Below are 16,982 nucleotides of genomic sequence, written 5' to 3' on the forward strand. Positions count from 1 at the left end.
CCTGGAGAAGGACCTGTGGGTCACCGGGCTGCAGCCCGACACCAACGCGATCGCCGACCAATTGGTGGCCGACGTGAAGGAACTGCAGGCCGGGGTGAAGGCGCCGGACTGGACGATCGACTCGACCCAGATCGCCGGCGGCGCGCAGGGTCTGCTCGACGAGATCGCGATCAGCAAGATCTCCGGCGAGGAAGACATCTTCAGCCACACCGACCTCTGGGATTTCAACTCCAACGTCGAGGGTTCGCAGACCGCGGTGGCCTCGGTGCGGCCGATCCTCGACGAACGTGACCCGGAGCTGGGTAAGCGGGTGGATCAGAGATTCGCCGAGGTCGAGAAGTTGCTGCAGAAGTATCGTGAAGGAGATGGTTTTGTCTCCTACGACAAGGTGACTGAGCCGCAACGCCAGGAGCTGTCTCGCGCCATCGACGCGCTGAGCAAAGAGGTGAGCCAGGTGCAAGGTGTCATCGCCCCACAGTGAGTCGTCCCCCACTGAACAAGAAACCCCACCGTCGTCAGGGATCTCCCGTCGCAAGCTGTTCGGCGCGGCGGGTGTCACTGCCGCGGTAGTCGGTGCGGCCAGCGCGGGAGCGCTGGCCGGCCGTTCGTCGGCGGCCAGTGCGCCGCAGAGCGGGTTGACCCGTCCTGTGCCGTTTCGAGGCGAGCGTCAGGCAGGCATCATCACCGAGGCGCAGGACCGGATGCATTTCTGCGCGTTCGACGTCACCACCGACAGCCGTGAGGACGTGGTCGCGCTGCTCAAGCAGTGGACCGAGATGGCCGAGCGGATGACCCGGGGCGAGGAGACCGAAGAGGGCGGCGCCGTTGACGGCAATCCGTATGCCCCGCCGTCGGACACCGGGGAGGCACTGGGCCTGCCCGCCTCCCAGTTGACCCTGACCATCGGGTTCGGCCCGTCGTTCTTCCTCAAGGACGGCAAGGACCGCTTCGGCATCGCCGACCAGCGGCCCGCCGAGTTGAAGGACTTGCCGAAGTTCCCCAACGAGACAATGGACCCGGCCCGCAGCGGCGGAGACATCTGCGTCCAGGCGTGCGCCAACGATCCGCAGGTGGCGGTGCACGCGATCCGCAACCTGGCCCGCGTCGGCTTCGGCACGGTCGCGGTGCGCTACTCCCAGTTGGGCTTCGGCCGTACCTCGTCGACCACACGCGACCAGGCCACCCCGCGAAACCTGTTCGGGTTCAAGGACGGAACCAACAACATCAAGGCCGACGAGACCGAGCTGCTCGATCAGCAGGTTTGGGTCGGCGAGGGTGACGGGCCGGCCTGGCTGACCGGCGGCACGTATCTGATCACCCGACGTATCCGGATGCGGATCGAGAACTGGGACCGCACCACGCTTCTTGAGCAGGAGCGCGTCATCGGCAGGCAGAAGGGCAGCGGCGCGCCCAACGGGTTGACCGACGAGTTCGACGAGCTCAATTTCGAGATCACCGACGGCAAGGGCGTTCCCAAGATCGACGTCGACGCGCACGTCCGGCTGGTCTCGCCGCAGAACCTCGGCGGCATCGAAATCCTCCGTCGCGGTTACAACTTCACCGACGGCACCGACGGATTCGGCCACCTGGACGCGGGCTTGTTCTTCATCGCATTCGTCCGCAGCCCGGACAAGCAGTTCATCCCGATGCTCGGCGAGATGTCGCGCAAGGACGCGATGAACGAGTACATCACCCACACCGGCACCGCGGTGTTCGCATGCCCACCGGGCCTGCGCGAAGGTGACACCACGGGCTACTGGGGTTCGACGCTGTTCGAGTGAATTCCTGGCGGGCCGAGCTCAGGGACCGAGCAGGATCTGGCTGAGCCGGGTGGTGGTCGCGACGCCGTCGTGGTAGCCGCCCTGTCCGTTGAGGCTGTTCATGATCGCCAGGGTGTAGCGCTGATTGGGCCCGGCGAAGCCGACCGAGTTGATGACCCAGCCACCCTGCTCCTGCGACCACCCGTTCTTGTTGCCCGGGGTCATTGACGGTCCGGCGCCCCACACGCCCCACTGCTGATCCCCTCCGACCCGTTGCATCTCGCCGACCACCGCGGTCCGGTCCGCTGGGTTCAGTTGGGTCAGTGTGTAATTCATCAGCCGGTCGAGATCGTTGGTGGTGGACTTCTGGAAGCCCCAGTACGGGAACATGTCGCCGAACCCCGGCTGCGGCCGCAGGTCGGTCATCCCGTAGCGCGGGAAGCCGGCGTTGAATGCCTTGTGATCGGCTCCGCCGTAGCGTGTCCACAGCGAATCAGCCGCGTCATTGTCGGAGTCCCGCAACATGTTCGACATGAGCTGCCGGTCGTTGGCCGACAGTCGGAGTGCGCCGGAACGCTCGCGGGTCAGCAGGTCGACCACCATGGCCAGCTTGATGGTGGAGGCCGTCCAGATCATCGCATTCGCATTGGTATTCGCGTAGCGCGTGCCGGCGGCGCGGTCCCGGAGTACATAGCCGACGGTGCCGGGCCGCGACGCCAGGTAAGCATCCGCGGCCGCGATGCGCGAGCGCAGATCGCAACCCGTGGCTGCACAGTCCGCCTTGGCCTGCGGTGCCGTCATTCCCAGGGCGAGCGCCACCATGACGGCGGCGATCCGCAGCACGAGCATTGGCTCACGCTATTTCGGACGCACCTGGGCCGGCGGCATGCCCTGCCGGGCGCACCCGAGCTGACACAGGGCTGTTGTGAGTTCGTGACGGGGCTGCGCGTTTCACAGCAGCACCCCTCGGCGGGCCGATGTGGTGCTGCCCGATTATCGGCGACTCTGTCGCTGAGGATTGGGCAGGGTCAGCTTCGCTCGTCGTCGTCGTTGTCGGGGTCGGCGTCCGTGGCGTCGGCGTCGTCAGGGTCCGTGTCGTCGATGTCCTCGGCCTGGGCGGGTTCCTCGGACTCACCCGCATATTCGGCGTCGTCCGAATCGACTTCCTCGAACTCGTCAACCTCGGGAACCGCAGTGGGCCAGTAAGTCCGCCACTCGTCCTCGGTGATCGAGCCCAGCGGTGTGACGTCGAGTTCCTCGGGAACATCCTCACCGCGACGGCCCGCCGCGACGTCGGATTCCACCAGCCGCACGGTATCCATGAACTCCAAAACCGCGCTGCGCAAGTCGTTCTCGGCATCGACGTCGGCCGACACGGCCACGGACGTCAGCGCTGCGGGAACCAGGTCGGCGGGCAACCCGGCCTGGGCCACCCGGGCCAGCACCTTCTGCGCCAAGGCCAGCGCCGGCTGTCCGGTGGGCACGTCGTCCATGGACGAGCCGCGGGCCTTCACCTTCTGCTCCTGGGCCTTGCGCTCTTCCCATTGGGCCAGCTGCTCGTCCAGTGAAATCGTTTCTCCGGCAAGCACTGCCGGCACCCGGTTACCGAGCTTGCGCACCAGTGCGTCGGCCACGTCGTCGATGCTGAACGGATGCACCGGCGCGTCCTCGGCGATGCGAGCGTGAAACAGCACCTGCAGCAGCACATCGCCGAGTTCTTCACGCAGCTCGTCGGCATTGCCACCGCGGACCGCGTCGAACAGCTCGTAAGTCTCTTCCAGCAGGTAGCGGCGCAGCGAATCGTGCGTCTGCTCACTCTCCCAAGGTCCGGCGGTGCGCAGCTTGTCCATCATCGCGACGGCATCAACGAGCCGCTCCCCCGCCTGGGCTTGCGGAGCCGCGATCAAGCGGTCGCCGGCCGCCAGTCGTGCCTTGACCGCCGGATGCTCGGGATCCGAGGACAGCAGCACGGGCGCCGGATTCTGTTCGTCATCGCCATAGATGGGCCGCGCGGCGGGCAACGTCCACGGCACCTTGATCGGCATCTCTTCGGTGTATTGCACATCACCGGTGAGAAACTCGATCGCCTCGACCGGAACCAGCGAAGGGCGGCGGGGGTCGACCAAAACGACCGTCATTGGGCTGAACCCCCTCACGCATTTCGATGAGACTGCTGATCTCGGTTATAGCACCGGCAGCGCTGCGCTTTGCCCGGCGACGCGTCGTCCCTTGCGTGGGATGGCCGCCCTGCCCGAAGGCAAGGCGGCCATCATGTCACATTCGGTGACTTACGACTCCGGCGGGAACGGGCCGTCCGGGATCTCCCAGTGCCCCGGCGTCTCCTCGAAGAACGGGTTGACGATCCCGTCCACCGTCGGCAGCTTCTTCAACTGGCCGGGCGGAATTCCGAAGAACGGGTTGGTAACGCCGTTGATCACCGGGGTGTTCACCAGCTGCCCGGGCGGAATGTTTCCGTTCGGAAGCCGGAAGAAATTGTCGACCTCAGGGAACTGCACGCTGGGCACGTCCACGTCAGGAAGGTTGACATCCGGCACGTTCACATCGGGAACGTTCACGCTCGGAACGTCCACGTCAGGAACGTTGACGCTCGGAACATTCACGTCAGGAACGTTCACGCTCGGAACATTCACGTCAGGAACGTTCACGCTCGGAACATTCACGTCAGGAACATTCACCCCGGGCACGTTCACATCAGGAACATTCACTCCCGGCACGGCCGGGCCCGGCACCGGAGGCGGCTGCGGCACATCGGGCAGGGCGTGCGCCATACCCGTACTCAGGCCAAACGCACCCAATCCCAGTGCACCGGTCATGGTGGTGGTTACTGCGAACTTCTTGAAGTTCATGGTCACTCCTTCGCCTTGCCTCATCGCGACCACCACCAAACGGTGGCCATCGCGTGATGTTCGGTTTAGGAAATTGCGTGACCGCCGTATCTCCGACGACCGTGTCGCCTCTCCTTTGGACGACAACGCAATACCTTGACCCCCCACTTGTATGTCGGGCCCGGCACCCCGATGCGTTATCAGCGCTTCGCGGATTCGGCCGCTGCGGGACCCCAAAAAGACCCCGCTACCAGGCGATCAGGCGGGTGAAAAAAGTCCAGCGGTCATGTCGATGCTGCCCTGCGTCTGCCCGTTGAGCACGAGCACCAGACCGGCCACCCACTGCACCAATTCAAGATCGCGAATACGTGGCGCGCCGACACCGTCACCGGCCCGCGGCAGCGGCACCTGCACGGTCGACGTCGTCGCCCGATAATGCCCACCGGGGTACATGCGCTTGAGCCTCAGCTGCGCCGAATCCGGCAGCACCATCGGCGACAGCTTCACCGTCGAGGCGGACACGGCACCGATCTCGGTGATGCCGTACTCCCGGCACAACAGCCGCAGCCGCGCCACCGCGACCAGACGCTGCGCGGGCTCGGGCAGGGGTCCGTAGCGGTCGACAAGTTCGTCGACGACGGCCCGAATCGCGTCCTCGTCCGTGGCCGCGGCGAGCCGTCGATAGCCTTCCAGCCGCAACCGGTCACTGCCGATGTACTCCGGCGGCAAGTGCGCATCGACCGGCAGATCGACCCGCACTTCCTTCTGTTCCTGCGGTGTGGCAACAGTTTTCCCGTCGGCGGCGGCGCGGTAGGCCTCGACGGCCTCGCCGACCAGCCGGACGTAGAGATCGAACCCCACCCCGGCGACGTGACCGGACTGCTCGACACCCAGCACGTTGCCGGCACCGCGAATTTCCAGATCCTTCATGGCCACGGCCATTCCGGCGCCCAGTTCGTTGTTCTGCGCGATGGTGGCCAGCCGGTCGTAGGCCGTCTCGGTCAGCGGGGAGTTCGGCGGGTACAGGAAATAGGCGTAACCACGTTCGCGGCTGCGGCCCACCCGGCCACGCAGCTGATGCAGCTGCGACAAGCCGAAGGTGTCGGCCCGCTCGACGATCAACGTGTTGGCGTTGGAGATGTCCAGGCCCGTCTCGACGATCGTGGTGCAGACCAGGATGTCGTACTCGCGGTTCCAGAAGCCCTCGACGGTCTTCTCCAGCGTCTCCTCGTTCATCTGGCCGTGCGCCACAACCACTCTGGCTTCGGGCACCAGCTGGCGGATCCGGGCTGCGGCCTGATCGATCGTGCGGACCCGGTTATGGATGTAGAAGGCCTGCCCGTCGCGCAGCAACTCGCGGCGCAGCGCCGCGGCCACCTGTTTGTCGTCGTGCGGACCGACGTAGGTGAGCACCGGGTAGCGCTCCTCGGGCGGGGTGAGGATCGTCGACATCTCGCGGATGCCGGCCAGGCTCATCTCCAAGGTGCGTGGGATGGGGGTGGCGCTCATGGTGAGCACGTCGACATGGGTCCGCATCGACTTGATGTGCTCTTTGTGCTCGACGCCGAAGCGCTGTTCCTCGTCAACGATGATGAGGCCCAGGTCTTTCCAGGTCACACCGGTCTGCAACAACCTATGCGTGCCGATCACCACGTCGACCGACCCGTCGGCCATGCCCTCCATGGTGGCGCGCGACTCGGCCGGATCGGTGAATCGAGACAACCCCTTCACCGTCACCGGGAAGCCCGCCATCCGGTTGGTGAAGGTCTGCAGATGCTGATCCGCCAGCAGCGTCGTCGGCACCAGCACCGCAACCTGCTTGCCGTCCTGCACGGCCTTGAACGCCGCCCGCACCGCGATCTCGGTCTTGCCGTAGCCCACGTCACCGCAGATCACCCGGTCCATCGGAACCGGCTTCTCCATATCGGATTTGACCTCGGTGATCGCGGTCAGCTGATCCATGGTCTCGGTGAAGCCGAACGCGTCCTCCATCTCGTTCTGCCATGGAGTGTCCGGGCCGAACGCGTGCCCGGGTGCGGATTGCCGCTTGGCGTAGAGCGCAACCAGTTCACTGGCGATCTCGCGAACAGCCTTGCGTGCCTTGGTTTTCGTGTTGGCCCAGTCACTGCCGCCAAGCTTCGACAACGAAGGCGCCTCGCCGCCGACGTAACGCGAGAGCTGATCGAGCGAATCCATCGGCACATACAGCCGGTCGGATCCACCACCCCGCTTGGACGACGCGTACTCCAGCACCAGATACTCGCGGCGGGCGCCGCCGACCACCCGCTCGGTCATCTCGACGAACTTGCCGATGCCGTGCTGATCGTGGACCACCAGGTCGCCCGCGGTCAACGCCAGCGGATCGACGACGTTGCGCCGTTTGGCGGCAAGCTTTTTGCCCTCCGACGCGGTCACCCGGTTACCGGTCAGATCGGTCTCGGTGATGACCACGAGGTTGGCCCCGGGCAGGATCACACCATCGTGCAGCGGGCCCTTGAGTACCCCGACCACGCCGGCCTTGGGAGCCGCGCCGGGCTCCAACATGCCTGCAGGAGTATCGGATTCACCGAGCTGCTCGACGACGCGGTGCGCGGTACCGGTTCCCGGGGTGACCACCGCGGCGTACCCGCCGGTGGCCACATGGGCGCGCAACATCGCGAAGATCTCTTCGAGGCTCTGCTGGCTGCGGGCCGATGGCGAGGGCCGCAGATCGAGTTCGGTGGCCTTCTCGTCGGGCAGCTGGCTCAGCGTCCACCACGGGTGCCCACCGGCGACGGCATCCTCACGGGCCTGGTCGAACGGCACGAAACCAGAGGCGCCCAGCGCCTCGATGTCGATGGGCGCGTCGCCGCCGACCGCGGCCGTCGACCACGAGGCCTCCAGGAACTCCCGGCCGGTCTTGATCAGGTCGGCCGCGCGGGTACGTACCTTCTCCGGGTCGCACAACAGCACCGGAGCCCCCTCGGGCAGATGATGCGTCAGCGTCGTCGGCTGCACCGGATGCAGCAGCGGCAGCAGCGCCTCCATCCCATCGACCGGGATGCCCTCGGCGAGCTTGGCCAGCATGTCGGGCACGCTGCCCGGCACGCTGTTCTCGTGGGTGGGATGCTCGGCGGCGAGGGCGGCGGCGCGCTCGCGTACGTCGTCGGTCATCAACAGTTCGCGGCACGGCACCGCGATGACGTTCTGCACCGGGATCTCGGGAATCGAGCGCTGGTCAGCGATCGAGAACATCCGCATCTCGGAGATCTCGTCGCCCCAGAACTCGACACGCACCGGGTGCTCGGCCGTGGGCGGGAACACATCGAGGATGCCGCCGCGCACCGCAAACTCGCCACGTTTGCCGACCATGTCGACGCGGGTGTAGGCCAGATCGACCAGCCGGGCGATGATCGCCTCGAACTCGGCCTCGGCACCGACGGTCAGGATGACCGGCTCGACCCCAACGATGTCGGGAGACATCGGCTGCAGCAGCGAGCGGGTGGTGGTCACCACGACCCGCAGCGGCGGGCCCAGCGTCTCGTCGTCCGGACGGGCCAGCCGGCGCAGCAGCAGCAACCGGGCGGCGACCGTCTCCACCCCCGGGGACAGCCGCTCGTGCGGCAGCGTCTCCCAGGACGGGAACAGCGCGACGGCGTCTCCGAAGACTCCGCGTAGTTCGGCGGTCAGATCATCGGCCTCGCGTCCGGTGGCGGCGACCACCAGCAACGGGCCGTGCTGGGCCAGCCCGGCGGCCACCAGGACGCGGGCACTGGCCGGCCCGACGAGTGCGAGATCGGCGGGCCGGTCGGCGGCGCGACGAACGACGTCCTGCAGGGACGGATCGGTTAAAGCCAGCTCGACGAGACCCGCGATCGGGGTCTGGACATGGTTGTGCCCCGGTGCGGTCATGATGGGACCCATTCTACGGGGCTTGGTTTTCCGGTCCGCCCCGCTCTCGGTGGGGCGATCATGGAGAAATGCGGCGTATCGCGGTGGCACTCGTTCTGGTGCTGACGGCGGTGCTCGCCGGACTGTGGCTCACCACTCGGACGGCACCGCGCGATGCGGTGGCGACGCACCTCGGACCCGACGGCGTCCCCGACTTCACCGCCTACCCCGCCGTCGATCCGACCGAGTACGTCCTGCGCCGGGGCCGGGGTTTCCCCGTGCAGGGTTTCCGCACGCCCGACGGCTTCGTCTGCATGACCACCCAACACCGGGCGATGTACGCGCTGGACTGCCGGGGGCCATTCGTCGGTGCCCCCGACGGCGCCAACCTGGCCCACCTGTTCAGCTACGGCACCACCAACGGCGCGATTCCGATGAGCTTCTCCCGGTCCGACGAACCGCTCAGCCCGGTCGACGGCCTCAGCGAGGACGAGGCGCCGATGCTGCCGGCCGGCCGGCGCTTCGAGGTGGGCAACGCCACCTGCGTCTATACCGACGACATCCGGCTGGCCTTGTCGAATGGCCGACCCAGTGAAGGGCAACGGGTTCGTCGCCACTGCCACTGGGACGACGACGTTCGGCCGGTCCTGAGTTTGGCGCGCTGAGCCCGGTCCAGACGGTGCTAGGTTTCGAACAGCAAATCTTCAGACAGGAGCAGTGATGGGCCGAGTGCGCCGATGACCGTCACAATCTCCACCGTCACCGCCAGCACCCCCACCACCCTGTCCGAGGCCGCAGCCCAACTCAAGGGCAAGGTCGAACAGCTCGACATGCAGATCAGTAAGCAAAGGCAAATTCTCGCCGAGCTTGGGGCCGACTGGAAAGGCACCGCGGCCGACGCGGCGATCGCCAGTGGTAACCAGAACCTCGAACGGCTGTCCGGTCTACGGTCTCGGCTGGAGAACATCCAGATCGCCCTGAAGTCCGGCGAATCCAACCTCACACCGCTGCGCACCGAGATCCTCAATGTCGCCAAGCAGGCGATGAGCCTCGGCGCGACCGTCAGCGACGACGGCACCGTCACCGCCTCGGGCTCCAGCAAGCTCATGACACCCACGTTGGCCGCCGCCTACACGTCCACGCTGAAAAGCCTTCTGCAGCAGTTCGGCTCGGTCGACGAAGCGCTTGCCAACGCTGTCAGACAGAGCGCATCGGGAACCGGCGATCCGATTGCAGGCAATCTGGGCGACCTGCCGGCGTCGCCGCTCAAGCGCGATCTCGAATCCCTCAAGCCACCTGACGGCGCCACCGACACCGAGGTCAACCAATGGTGGGACTCGTTGAGTGAGGAGGAACGCAACCGGATCATCGTCGAGCGCCCGGAATGGGTCGGAAATCTCGACGGAGTGCCCGGCACCGCGCGCGACCTGGCCAATCGCAACCGGCTGGGCACACTGCGCAACGATCCGAATCTGACTGCAGAAGAACGGGCCACGCTGGTCGAGATCGACAAGGCGCTGTCCGAGCCAGATCGCCAGCTTCTCGTTGTCGATTTCGATGGCGAGCATCCGAAGGTGGCGCTGGCGATCGGCAATGTTGACACTGCTGACCACGTCAGCGTGTACGTGCCGGGCACTGGTTCGGTGACCTATGACAAACCTAAGGAAGGCAACGACCTACCGACGTATGTCGAACAGGCTGAATGGTTGAAATCCGAGACCGAACTCGTGCTCGAGAAAGCCGACAAGCACAATGAGACCGTCGCCACCGTGACCTGGATGGGTTATGAACCGCCTGATTGGATAGACGAGGCAGCCAGCGCCCACTACGCCGATGACAACGCGCCGAAGCTGGCCTCATTCATCAACGGGCTGGACAGTTCCCGCGACACCGATCCGCATCTGACCGTGCTCGGCCACTCCTACGGTTCAACGCTCGCCAGCGAGGCATTGCAACGCGGTACCGCCGCGGACGATGTCGTGTTCATGGGTTCGCCGGGACTGGAAACGAATCCATGGCAAACACTCCATGCGACAACGCCCTCCGACCTACATTTGTCGGAGGGCCATGTTTTCGTCGAGCACGCAGACAACGACATCGTGGCAAACCTCGCGCGGTTCGGCTACGCCGTTCCGTCGAGCCTGCCAGGCTTCATCGACTTGTCGACCAACTCAGAGTCAACGCCGTTGGGCGACCGGAATCAGTCCACCGGGCACAGCGAGTACTCGTTTATCAACACCAGTGGGCTGTACAACCAGGCCGTCGTAGTTGCAGGCCTGGGGCAGAACGAAAAATTCGTACGAGTGGAGGATTGATGTGGCGGTTAATGGTCTCTCTGATTTTCGCCATTACATTGACCGGCTGTGGACCAATGTTTGAGTCCAAGTACGAAGGCCCCGCCGAAGGCGACTATGGCTATGGCGCCCCGGAAGAACTCGAACCACTGCTGGCCCGACGCGACGCCGAAGAAGTCCTCGCCGATCGCGACCGGATGATCACAGAGATCATCGCGGAACTATCTCAGATCGTCCCAGGGTCACAGTGGTTGCCGCATCGTCAGGAGCGCCGCAGCGGCTGTGGCGAGTTCGGCTCCACCTACGGCAAGCGGATCTTCGGGCAGATCTTCACCTCCGAGGTCGCCGTGCCCGCAGCCCTGTGGAACCAGGCATCTCAAGCCGTCGTCGACATCGCCGCCAAATACGGCTACACCAACATCACTGGACGCACCGAAAACCCGGTCGGCGACGAATCGACCGATCTGACCATCACCGACAGTGACGGTGGCAGGCTGTCCTTCGGATCTCAGGCGAACGCCGTACTGCAGGTTGTCACTGGCTGCTACCTCACCGCAGAAGACAAGCGGCAAGCCCGCGAAGCCGCACCGAAGTAATTCCATGCGACGAATCGTCGGCGCACTGATAGTCGCCCTCGCACTGGCCGGGTGCGGCCACATGTTTGACACCATGCCTCCGGTCAAAGGGGAAGGCGACTACGGCTATGGAACACCGAAAGAACTCGGCGCCCTGCTGGCCCGCCGCGACGCCGAAGAAGTCCTCGCCGACCGCGACCGGATGATCACCGAGATTACCGCCGAACTATCGCAGATAGTGCCGGGAGGAAATTGGCTGCGTGACAGCGAAGGAACCAGCACTCCCTGCGGCGAGTTCGGCTCTACCGACGGCGAAATCGATTTCGGTCCGCACTACGTTTCGCAGATACCCGTTCCGGCATCGCTGTGGCCCAGGGCTTCACAAGCCGTCATCGACATCGCGGCCAAGTATGGCTACACCGACGTGACGAGCCGGACCGAGAACGCTACCGACGAGACGCACAAGGACCTGACCATCCGGGACGCAGACGGTGGCCGGCTCGCGTTCGGTTCCCTGGAGGCCTCAACCATGCAGGTCACCACCGGCTGCTATCTGACCGCCGAGGACAAGCGAAAGGCCCGCGAGGCAGCGCCGAAGTAACGCGCACCGTCAAGATCGCCGCCGCGGGCGTCAAGGGATCGTCAAGCCCGATGACACCGACCCCACCTGGGCGGACGGTGAAGTCATGACCCTGCTGGACATCCTCCCGTCACTGCGCGCCACAACCCGACCGCGGCTCGATCCGACCATCTGGCCGCTGACGACCGGCGTCGACGAGTCGGGCCGAATCACCGTCGGCCGGGTGGCACTGGCCGACATCGCCGACGAGTACCGCACCCCCGCCTACGTTCTGGACGAAACCGATTTCCGGACCCGGGCCCGGCGTTACCGGGCCGCCCTCGGTCAGGCCGAGGTGGTGTACGCCGGCAAGTCGCTGCTGACGACGGCGGTGGCCCGATGGGCAGGCGAAGAGGGGCTCGGGGTCGACGTCTGCTCCGCGGCCGAGCTGGCGACGGCATTGGCCGGCGGAGTCGACCCCAAGCGAATCGTGCTGCACGGCAACGCCAAGTCGTGTGACGAGCTGCGCGATGCAATCGACGTCGGGGTAGGCCGGATCGTGATCGACTCCCCGATGGAGATCACCTATCTGGCCGGGCTGGCCCGTAGGCCGCAGCCGGTGCTGATCCGGGTCACCCCCGACATCGACATCCACGGCCACCGTGCCGTCACCACCGGGGTGACCGATCAGAAGTTCGGCTTCGCGCTCGCCGACCGGCGCGCTGCCCGGGCCGTCGCCCGAATCCTGGCCACACCCAACCTCGACCTGGTGGGCCTGCATTGCCATATCGGTTCGCAGATCACCGATCCCGCGCCCTATGGCGAGGCGGTGCGCCGGCTGATCGGCGCGATGGCCGACATCCGCGCCGAACACGGCCTGGTGCTGACCGAGCTCAACATCGGTGGCGGCCATGGCGTTCCGTATGTGCGCGGCGATGCGGGCCTGGACACCAGCGAGTTGGCCGCCGTCATCGAGGATGCCCTGACGGCGGCCTGTGCCGCCGAACGGTTCCCGCGGCCCCGTCTGGTCGTCGAACCCGGACGCGCCATCAGCGCCCGGGCCGGAGTCACGCTGTACCGGGTGTGCGGCGTGAAGTCGCAGCCGGGCGGTCGCACCTTCGTTGCGGTAGACGGCGGCATGAGCGACAACCCGAGAGTCGCCCTCTATGGCGCGAAATACACAGTGGCCCTGGCCAATCGGCACTCCCTCGGACCGACGACGGTCACCACGGTGGCGGGTCGGCACTGCGAGTCCGGCGACGAGATCGTGCGTGACGTCGAACTACCGGCCGACATCCATGCCGGCGACCTGCTGGCCGTGGCTTGCACCGGGGCCTATCAGCACAGCATGGCCTCGACCTACAACATGGTCGGCAGACCCCCGCTGATCGCAGTGCGTGACGGTGCCACGCGGGTGCTGGTGCGACGGGAGACGACGGCCGACCTGTTATCGCGGGATCTGGGATGAATTCTGGTGCAACGCAGCTAATAACATCGGTGCTAGCGTTTATCCGTCGTTGAGGGGACGCACGGGGGGTTGGCGCGATGACGGTCACCATATCTGTGGTAGCCGACACCAATCCGACTCTCTTGAACGACGCTGCGGCGCAACTGAAGACACAGGTGACGCGTCTCGAAGCGGAAATCGCCGCGCAACAAGCCGCACTGGGCCGCCTTGGCGAGAAATGGAAAGGGACCGCCTCCGAGGCAGCACAGGCACAGGCCAAGGCGATGCTCACCCGCCAGATCGGCCTGAAAAATCAGCTTGCCAAGACACAAGCCGCTCTGAGCTCGGCGGGGACGAATCTGACTGCTCTGCGAACTGAGATCCTGAACATGGTGAAGCAGGCGATATCGATCGGTGGTCTGGTCGCAGGAGATGGCACCGTTACTCCGTCACCCTTCAGCAGCCTGCTCACTCCGCAGGTCGCCAAGAAATACACCGACATCTTGCGCGGCCTCCTGACTCAGTTCGATCGAATAGATCAGGCCACTGCCGCCGAACTCCAGGCCAACAGCGGCGAGGCCGGTCCGGGAGCAGCATCGCAAGCGGGAATCGGAGGCGAGGATTCGCCGTACAAGTGGACCGACAGGGACCTCTACCGAGGCAACCCCTCATCCGCCGACATCGGTCAAAATGCACTGGGCGACTGCTATCTGGTCGCCGCCATGGGGGCGCTTGCCGACGCCGACCCCGAGCGCATCAAGAACAAGATCAGCTTCAACCCGGAGACCGGCGAGTTCGACGTCACTTTGTGGGATGGCAACGAGTGGCGGCACGTCCCGGTAACTCAGGCCGACATCGATGCGAATATGGCCGCCCAAGGCGGCAGTGGTCTGGATACTGATGACCCCACACAGATCAACCACCAAGGTGCGTTGTGGCCGGCAGTGATCGAAAGCGCGTACGGCAAGCTCAAGGCGCCCGGTCAGAACCTCTTACCCGGCATCGGGCAGGGCGGACAGACCAGTGCAGCGATGGAAGCGCTGACCGGAAATCGCGGCATTTCGATAGATCCCTCACAGGAGTGGTACCGGACCCTCAACATCGATCAGCAGATCTCGCAGGCATTACAGACCCACCAGCCGGTCGTGTTATCCACGACAGGCAATCCGGGCAACACCGGCCTGGTCGGCAATCACGCCTACACCGTCATCGGCATAACTGGCACCGGAAGCGAGGCACTGGTGACAGTCCGCAATCCGTGGGACGTCGACGATAAGGTCAAGACCGTCCGGCTGGGTGATCTCGTGGGATCGGGGTGGTCAGGCGCCACCGGCGACGGGCCCGTTGGGAACGTCAACATCGGACAGCTATAGGCAAGGGGGCCGGCGTTGTCAGCTAAGTGGGTTCTCATCGCGATCGTCAGCGTCCTCGTTGCGGTGCTAGCTGCCATGGTCTACACCCAATATCGTCCGTCGCAGCAGAACCTTCTTGAAACCATCGACCAAGCCCCCTCGTGGCAGGGCGCACCGAAATTCGTTGCCCTGAGCACCGAGTCGGAGGCGGACGAGAAACGATTCACCGAACGGCTCCGAGCGGCGGCCGCCGACGTCCTGCCCGACGCCACGGTCACCGAGGAGCGGCTGTTCGTCGACAACGGACGGGTATGGGATGCGGTTCGCAAGTCGGGCGATGCGTATTTCGACCGATTCGGGTATAGCCGAACCGCAGACAGCAGTACCACTTCGGGTGAATGGACCGTCAACTACATCACGTGGAGGCCCGGCAACGGTTTCCGTCGGTCCTTCGACAAGCGCATCGCCCTGGTACTTGAGATGTCGATCCCGCGCGACCGCGGCAAGCTCGCCGGGTTTTTCGTCATGCAACCGAAGGACTAACGCCGCAGATCTACTCCTCGTGCAGGATCGGGTCGGACTCCAGATGGGTCAGCCCATTCCACGCCAGATTGACCACGTGCGCGGCCACCACTTCCTTCTTGGGTTCGCGGACATCGAGCCACCACTGCGCGGTCATCGACACCGACCCGACCAGGGCCTGGGCGTACAGCGGCGCCAGATCCGGGTCGAGCCCACGCCGAGAGAAGTCCCCGGCCAGGATCGACGACACCTGGTTGACGGCGTCGTTGAGCAGGGTGGCGTAGGTGCCGGAGGTGATGGCCGCCGGTGAGTCGCGGATCAGGATCCGGAAGCCGTCGGTGTGTTCCTCGACGTAGGTCAGCAGGGCCAGCGCGACGCGTTCGACCCGCACCCGCGACCGGTTGTTGGTCAGCGACGAGGTGATCCCGTCCAGCAGGGCCGACATCTCACGGTCGACGACGACGGCGTACAGCCCTTCCTTACCGCCGAAATGCTCGTACACCACGGGTTTGGAGACGTTGGCGCGCTGGGCGATCTCCTCGATGGAGGTGCCCTCATAGCCCCGTTCGGCGAACAACGACTTGGCGATCTCGATGAGCTGTTGTCGTCGTTCGGTGCCGGTCATCCGGGCGCGAGGGGCCCGGACTTCCTTCTCGGGTGCTGCCACGCATATCAGGCTAGACCGTTCGACTAGAGTCTCTCCCGGACATTCCGTCGTGGTGTAATCGGCAGCACCTCTGATTTTGGTTCAGATAGTTCAGGTTCGAGTCCTGGCGACGGAGCTAGGCGGCAGATCCACCGCGTGCGCACGCAGCGCGGCCAGGGTTTCGGCGGATGGGAACGGCGGGGTGCGATAACGCGTCGGCACCGGCCCCGGCAGCGGCCGTAACCCCACCGCGTCGACGAGCACCCCGAACGGAACGGTGAACAGGTCCGATCCGTCCGGTTCGGACCCGATCATGATGTAGTCGGTTTCGGGCAGGTCCCATTCGGCGCCCTTGCCCCAGACGGACACGGTTCGCACGCCCCAGGGCGTCTCGACGGTTCCGACACGGCCGACATACTGCGGGATCATTTCGCGCTCGTAGTGATCCTGCAGAAAGTCGGTCTGAGACCCGTACTCCCTTGCCGCCTGCACAGCGCGGGCGCGCAGCGCGAGATGACGCATCGGATGAGGCCCGGCCTGATCCAGCGGCACGATCGTCCCGTCACCGATGGTGTAGCCCTGTGGGGACATGAACCTGTCGGCATCGAGATACATGCGTTCAGCGGCCTCGAACAACCCCGGTGCATCGGCGGGATCGTCGGTGCCCACCAACAGCACTCCGTCCCCCGGCATGAACACCAGCGGCCGGCCCTGCCCGGGCACGGCCAACGAGCTGAGCCACCCGTCGACGACGATGAGCGCATCGACGTACGTTCCGCCGTCGGCATCTCTGAGCATGACCTTCTGCCCCGGGGCGACCTCGGGCAACCGCCCAGCAAGGTTCTCCCTGGCCGCGGCGAACACCTCAAGCCCGGTGACACCCCACCGTTCGGTGGCCGCAACGGTGACCACTACCCGCCGGTCGGGCAGATCGACCACGACGAGCTCGCTGACCAGCGGCCACAGCTGACGTGCCCAGATCGGATCGTCCCGCCGGGTCATCGCGGTGACGTAACTCTGCGGTCGCAGGACCGGCCGCAGCAGCGGCCGGGCTTGGGACCAGTCCACCGGAACCCCTTGGGCAAACACATCCATCGGGCAAGCCTATGGC

15 protein-coding genes and 1 tRNA gene are annotated in these 16,982 nt (G+C 65.4%); 10 read left to right on the forward strand and 6 right to left on the reverse strand.

Annotation, left to right across the window (positions count from 1 at the left end):
* Together BN4332_RS14365 and efeB are read left to right on the forward strand one after the other, a co-directional pair.
* The coding region (locus BN4332_RS14365; RefSeq protein ID WP_200820302.1) for an EfeM/EfeO family lipoprotein at window positions 1-481 on the forward strand (481 nt) is incomplete at its 5' end.
* Window positions 462-1,781 carry an iron uptake transporter deferrochelatase/peroxidase subunit gene (gene efeB, locus BN4332_RS14370; protein ID WP_066899059.1) on the forward strand — a complete coding sequence of 440 codons (1,320 nt, stop codon included), beginning with the start codon at window positions 462-464 and terminating at the stop codon, window positions 1,779-1,781. The genes BN4332_RS14365 and efeB, both read left to right, overlap by 20 nt.
* Before the next feature lie 18 nt (window positions 1,782-1,799).
* Here efeB and BN4332_RS14375 read toward each other — a convergent pair whose 3' ends face one another.
* From BN4332_RS14375 to mfd, 4 genes are all read right to left on the reverse strand, one after another.
* On the reverse strand, window positions 1,800-2,609 hold the full coding sequence (locus BN4332_RS14375; RefSeq protein ID WP_084459279.1) for a serine hydrolase: 810 nt from the start codon (window positions 2,607-2,609) through the stop codon (window positions 1,800-1,802).
* A 179-nt stretch (window positions 2,610-2,788) separates the two neighbouring features.
* Window positions 2,789-3,898 (reverse strand): nucleoside triphosphate pyrophosphohydrolase, encoded by a 1,110-nt coding sequence (locus BN4332_RS14380; protein ID WP_066899060.1) that lies wholly within the window; start codon window positions 3,896-3,898, stop codon window positions 2,789-2,791.
* Window positions 3,899-4,048: 150 nt separating this feature from the next.
* On the reverse strand, window positions 4,049-4,627 hold the full coding sequence (locus BN4332_RS14385) for a hypothetical protein (RefSeq protein WP_066899138.1): 579 nt from the start codon (window positions 4,625-4,627) through the stop codon (window positions 4,049-4,051).
* Between the two features lie 237 nt (window positions 4,628-4,864).
* A complete protein-coding gene (mfd, locus tag BN4332_RS14390; RefSeq protein ID WP_066899139.1) occupies window positions 4,865-8,497 on the reverse strand; it encodes a transcription-repair coupling factor in 3,633 nt (1,210 codons plus the stop codon).
* 68 nt (window positions 8,498-8,565) lie between these two features.
* On the opposite strand from mfd, the gene BN4332_RS14395 reads away from it, so the two are divergent.
* From BN4332_RS14395 to BN4332_RS14425, 7 genes are all read left to right on the forward strand, one after another.
* Window positions 8,566-9,141, forward strand: a complete 576-nt coding sequence (locus tag BN4332_RS14395; protein WP_066899061.1) for a hypothetical protein — start codon at window positions 8,566-8,568, stop codon at window positions 9,139-9,141.
* A 72-nt stretch (window positions 9,142-9,213) separates the two neighbouring features.
* Complete coding sequence (locus BN4332_RS14400; protein WP_066899062.1) at window positions 9,214-10,791, forward strand: alpha/beta hydrolase; 1,578 nt, start codon at window positions 9,214-9,216, stop codon at window positions 10,789-10,791.
* Between the two features lie 56 nt (window positions 10,792-10,847).
* A complete protein-coding gene (locus BN4332_RS14405; protein WP_235654094.1) occupies window positions 10,848-11,366 on the forward strand; it encodes an LppA family lipoprotein in 519 nt (172 codons plus the stop codon).
* Between the two features lie 61 nt (window positions 11,367-11,427).
* Window positions 11,428-11,946, forward strand: a complete 519-nt coding sequence (locus tag BN4332_RS14410; protein WP_235654095.1) for an LppA family lipoprotein — start codon at window positions 11,428-11,430, stop codon at window positions 11,944-11,946.
* A gap of 85 nt (window positions 11,947-12,031) precedes the next feature.
* On the forward strand, window positions 12,032-13,372 hold the full coding sequence (gene lysA / locus BN4332_RS14415; RefSeq protein ID WP_066899065.1) for a diaminopimelate decarboxylase: 1,341 nt from the start codon (window positions 12,032-12,034) through the stop codon (window positions 13,370-13,372).
* Between the two features lie 77 nt (window positions 13,373-13,449).
* Window positions 13,450-14,724, forward strand: coding sequence for a C2 family cysteine protease (locus BN4332_RS14420; protein WP_066899066.1), 1,275 nt, complete (start codon window positions 13,450-13,452; stop codon window positions 14,722-14,724).
* 15 nt (window positions 14,725-14,739) lie between these two features.
* Window positions 14,740-15,246 (forward strand): hypothetical protein, encoded by a 507-nt coding sequence (locus BN4332_RS14425; protein ID WP_160110861.1) that lies wholly within the window; start codon window positions 14,740-14,742, stop codon window positions 15,244-15,246.
* Window positions 15,247-15,256: 10 nt separating this feature from the next.
* On the opposite strand, the gene BN4332_RS14430 is transcribed toward BN4332_RS14425, so the two are convergent.
* Window positions 15,257-15,850 carry a TetR/AcrR family transcriptional regulator gene (locus BN4332_RS14430; protein ID WP_066899068.1) on the reverse strand — a complete coding sequence of 198 codons (594 nt, stop codon included), beginning with the start codon at window positions 15,848-15,850 and terminating at the stop codon, window positions 15,257-15,259.
* 85 nt (window positions 15,851-15,935) lie between these two features.
* On the opposite strand from BN4332_RS14430, the gene BN4332_RS14435 reads away from it, so the two are divergent.
* Window positions 15,936-16,007 (forward strand) — tRNA-Gln (locus BN4332_RS14435).
* On the opposite strand, the gene BN4332_RS14440 is transcribed toward BN4332_RS14435, so the two are convergent.
* On the reverse strand, window positions 15,983-16,966 hold the full coding sequence (locus tag BN4332_RS14440) for a DUF1444 domain-containing protein (protein ID WP_074133072.1): 984 nt from the start codon (window positions 16,964-16,966) through the stop codon (window positions 15,983-15,985). The genes BN4332_RS14435 and BN4332_RS14440 overlap by 25 nt on opposite strands.
* Between the last annotated feature and the right edge of the window lie 16 nt (window positions 16,967-16,982).

The organism is Mycolicibacterium houstonense (genome assembly GCF_900078665.2).
Lineage (GTDB): Bacteria > Actinomycetota > Actinomycetes > Mycobacteriales > Mycobacteriaceae > Mycobacterium > Mycobacterium houstonense.

What these genes read in the sequence shown, in the direction of transcription:
- lysA (WP_066899065.1), top strand. Translation starts at nt 12,032, where the DNA reads ATGACCCTGCTGGACATCCTCCCGTCACTGCGCGCCACAACCCGACCG.
- BN4332_RS14400 (WP_066899062.1), top strand. Translation starts at nt 9,214, where the DNA reads ATGACCGTCACAATCTCCACCGTCACCGCCAGCACCCCCACCACCCTG.
- BN4332_RS14430 (WP_066899068.1), bottom strand. Translation starts at nt 15,850, where the DNA reads ATGACCGGCACCGAACGACGACAACAGCTCATCGAGATCGCCAAGTCG.
- BN4332_RS14440 (WP_074133072.1), bottom strand. Translation starts at nt 16,966, where the DNA reads ATGGATGTGTTTGCCCAAGGGGTTCCGGTGGACTGGTCCCAAGCCCGG.
- BN4332_RS14410 (WP_235654095.1), top strand. Translation starts at nt 11,428, where the DNA reads ATGTTTGACACCATGCCTCCGGTCAAAGGGGAAGGCGACTACGGCTAT.
- BN4332_RS14420 (WP_066899066.1), top strand. Translation starts at nt 13,450, where the DNA reads ATGACGGTCACCATATCTGTGGTAGCCGACACCAATCCGACTCTCTTG.
- BN4332_RS14405 (WP_235654094.1), top strand. Translation starts at nt 10,848, where the DNA reads ATGTTTGAGTCCAAGTACGAAGGCCCCGCCGAAGGCGACTATGGCTAT.
- BN4332_RS14375 (WP_084459279.1), bottom strand. Translation starts at nt 2,609, where the DNA reads ATGCTCGTGCTGCGGATCGCCGCCGTCATGGTGGCGCTCGCCCTGGGA.
- BN4332_RS14385 (WP_066899138.1), bottom strand. Translation starts at nt 4,627, where the DNA reads ATGAACTTCAAGAAGTTCGCAGTAACCACCACCATGACCGGTGCACTG.
- BN4332_RS14380 (WP_066899060.1), bottom strand. Translation starts at nt 3,898, where the DNA reads ATGACGGTCGTTTTGGTCGACCCCCGCCGCCCTTCGCTGGTTCCGGTC.
- BN4332_RS14395 (WP_066899061.1), top strand. Translation starts at nt 8,566, where the DNA reads ATGCGGCGTATCGCGGTGGCACTCGTTCTGGTGCTGACGGCGGTGCTC.
- mfd (WP_066899139.1), bottom strand. Translation starts at nt 8,497, where the DNA reads ATGACCGCACCGGGGCACAACCATGTCCAGACCCCGATCGCGGGTCTC.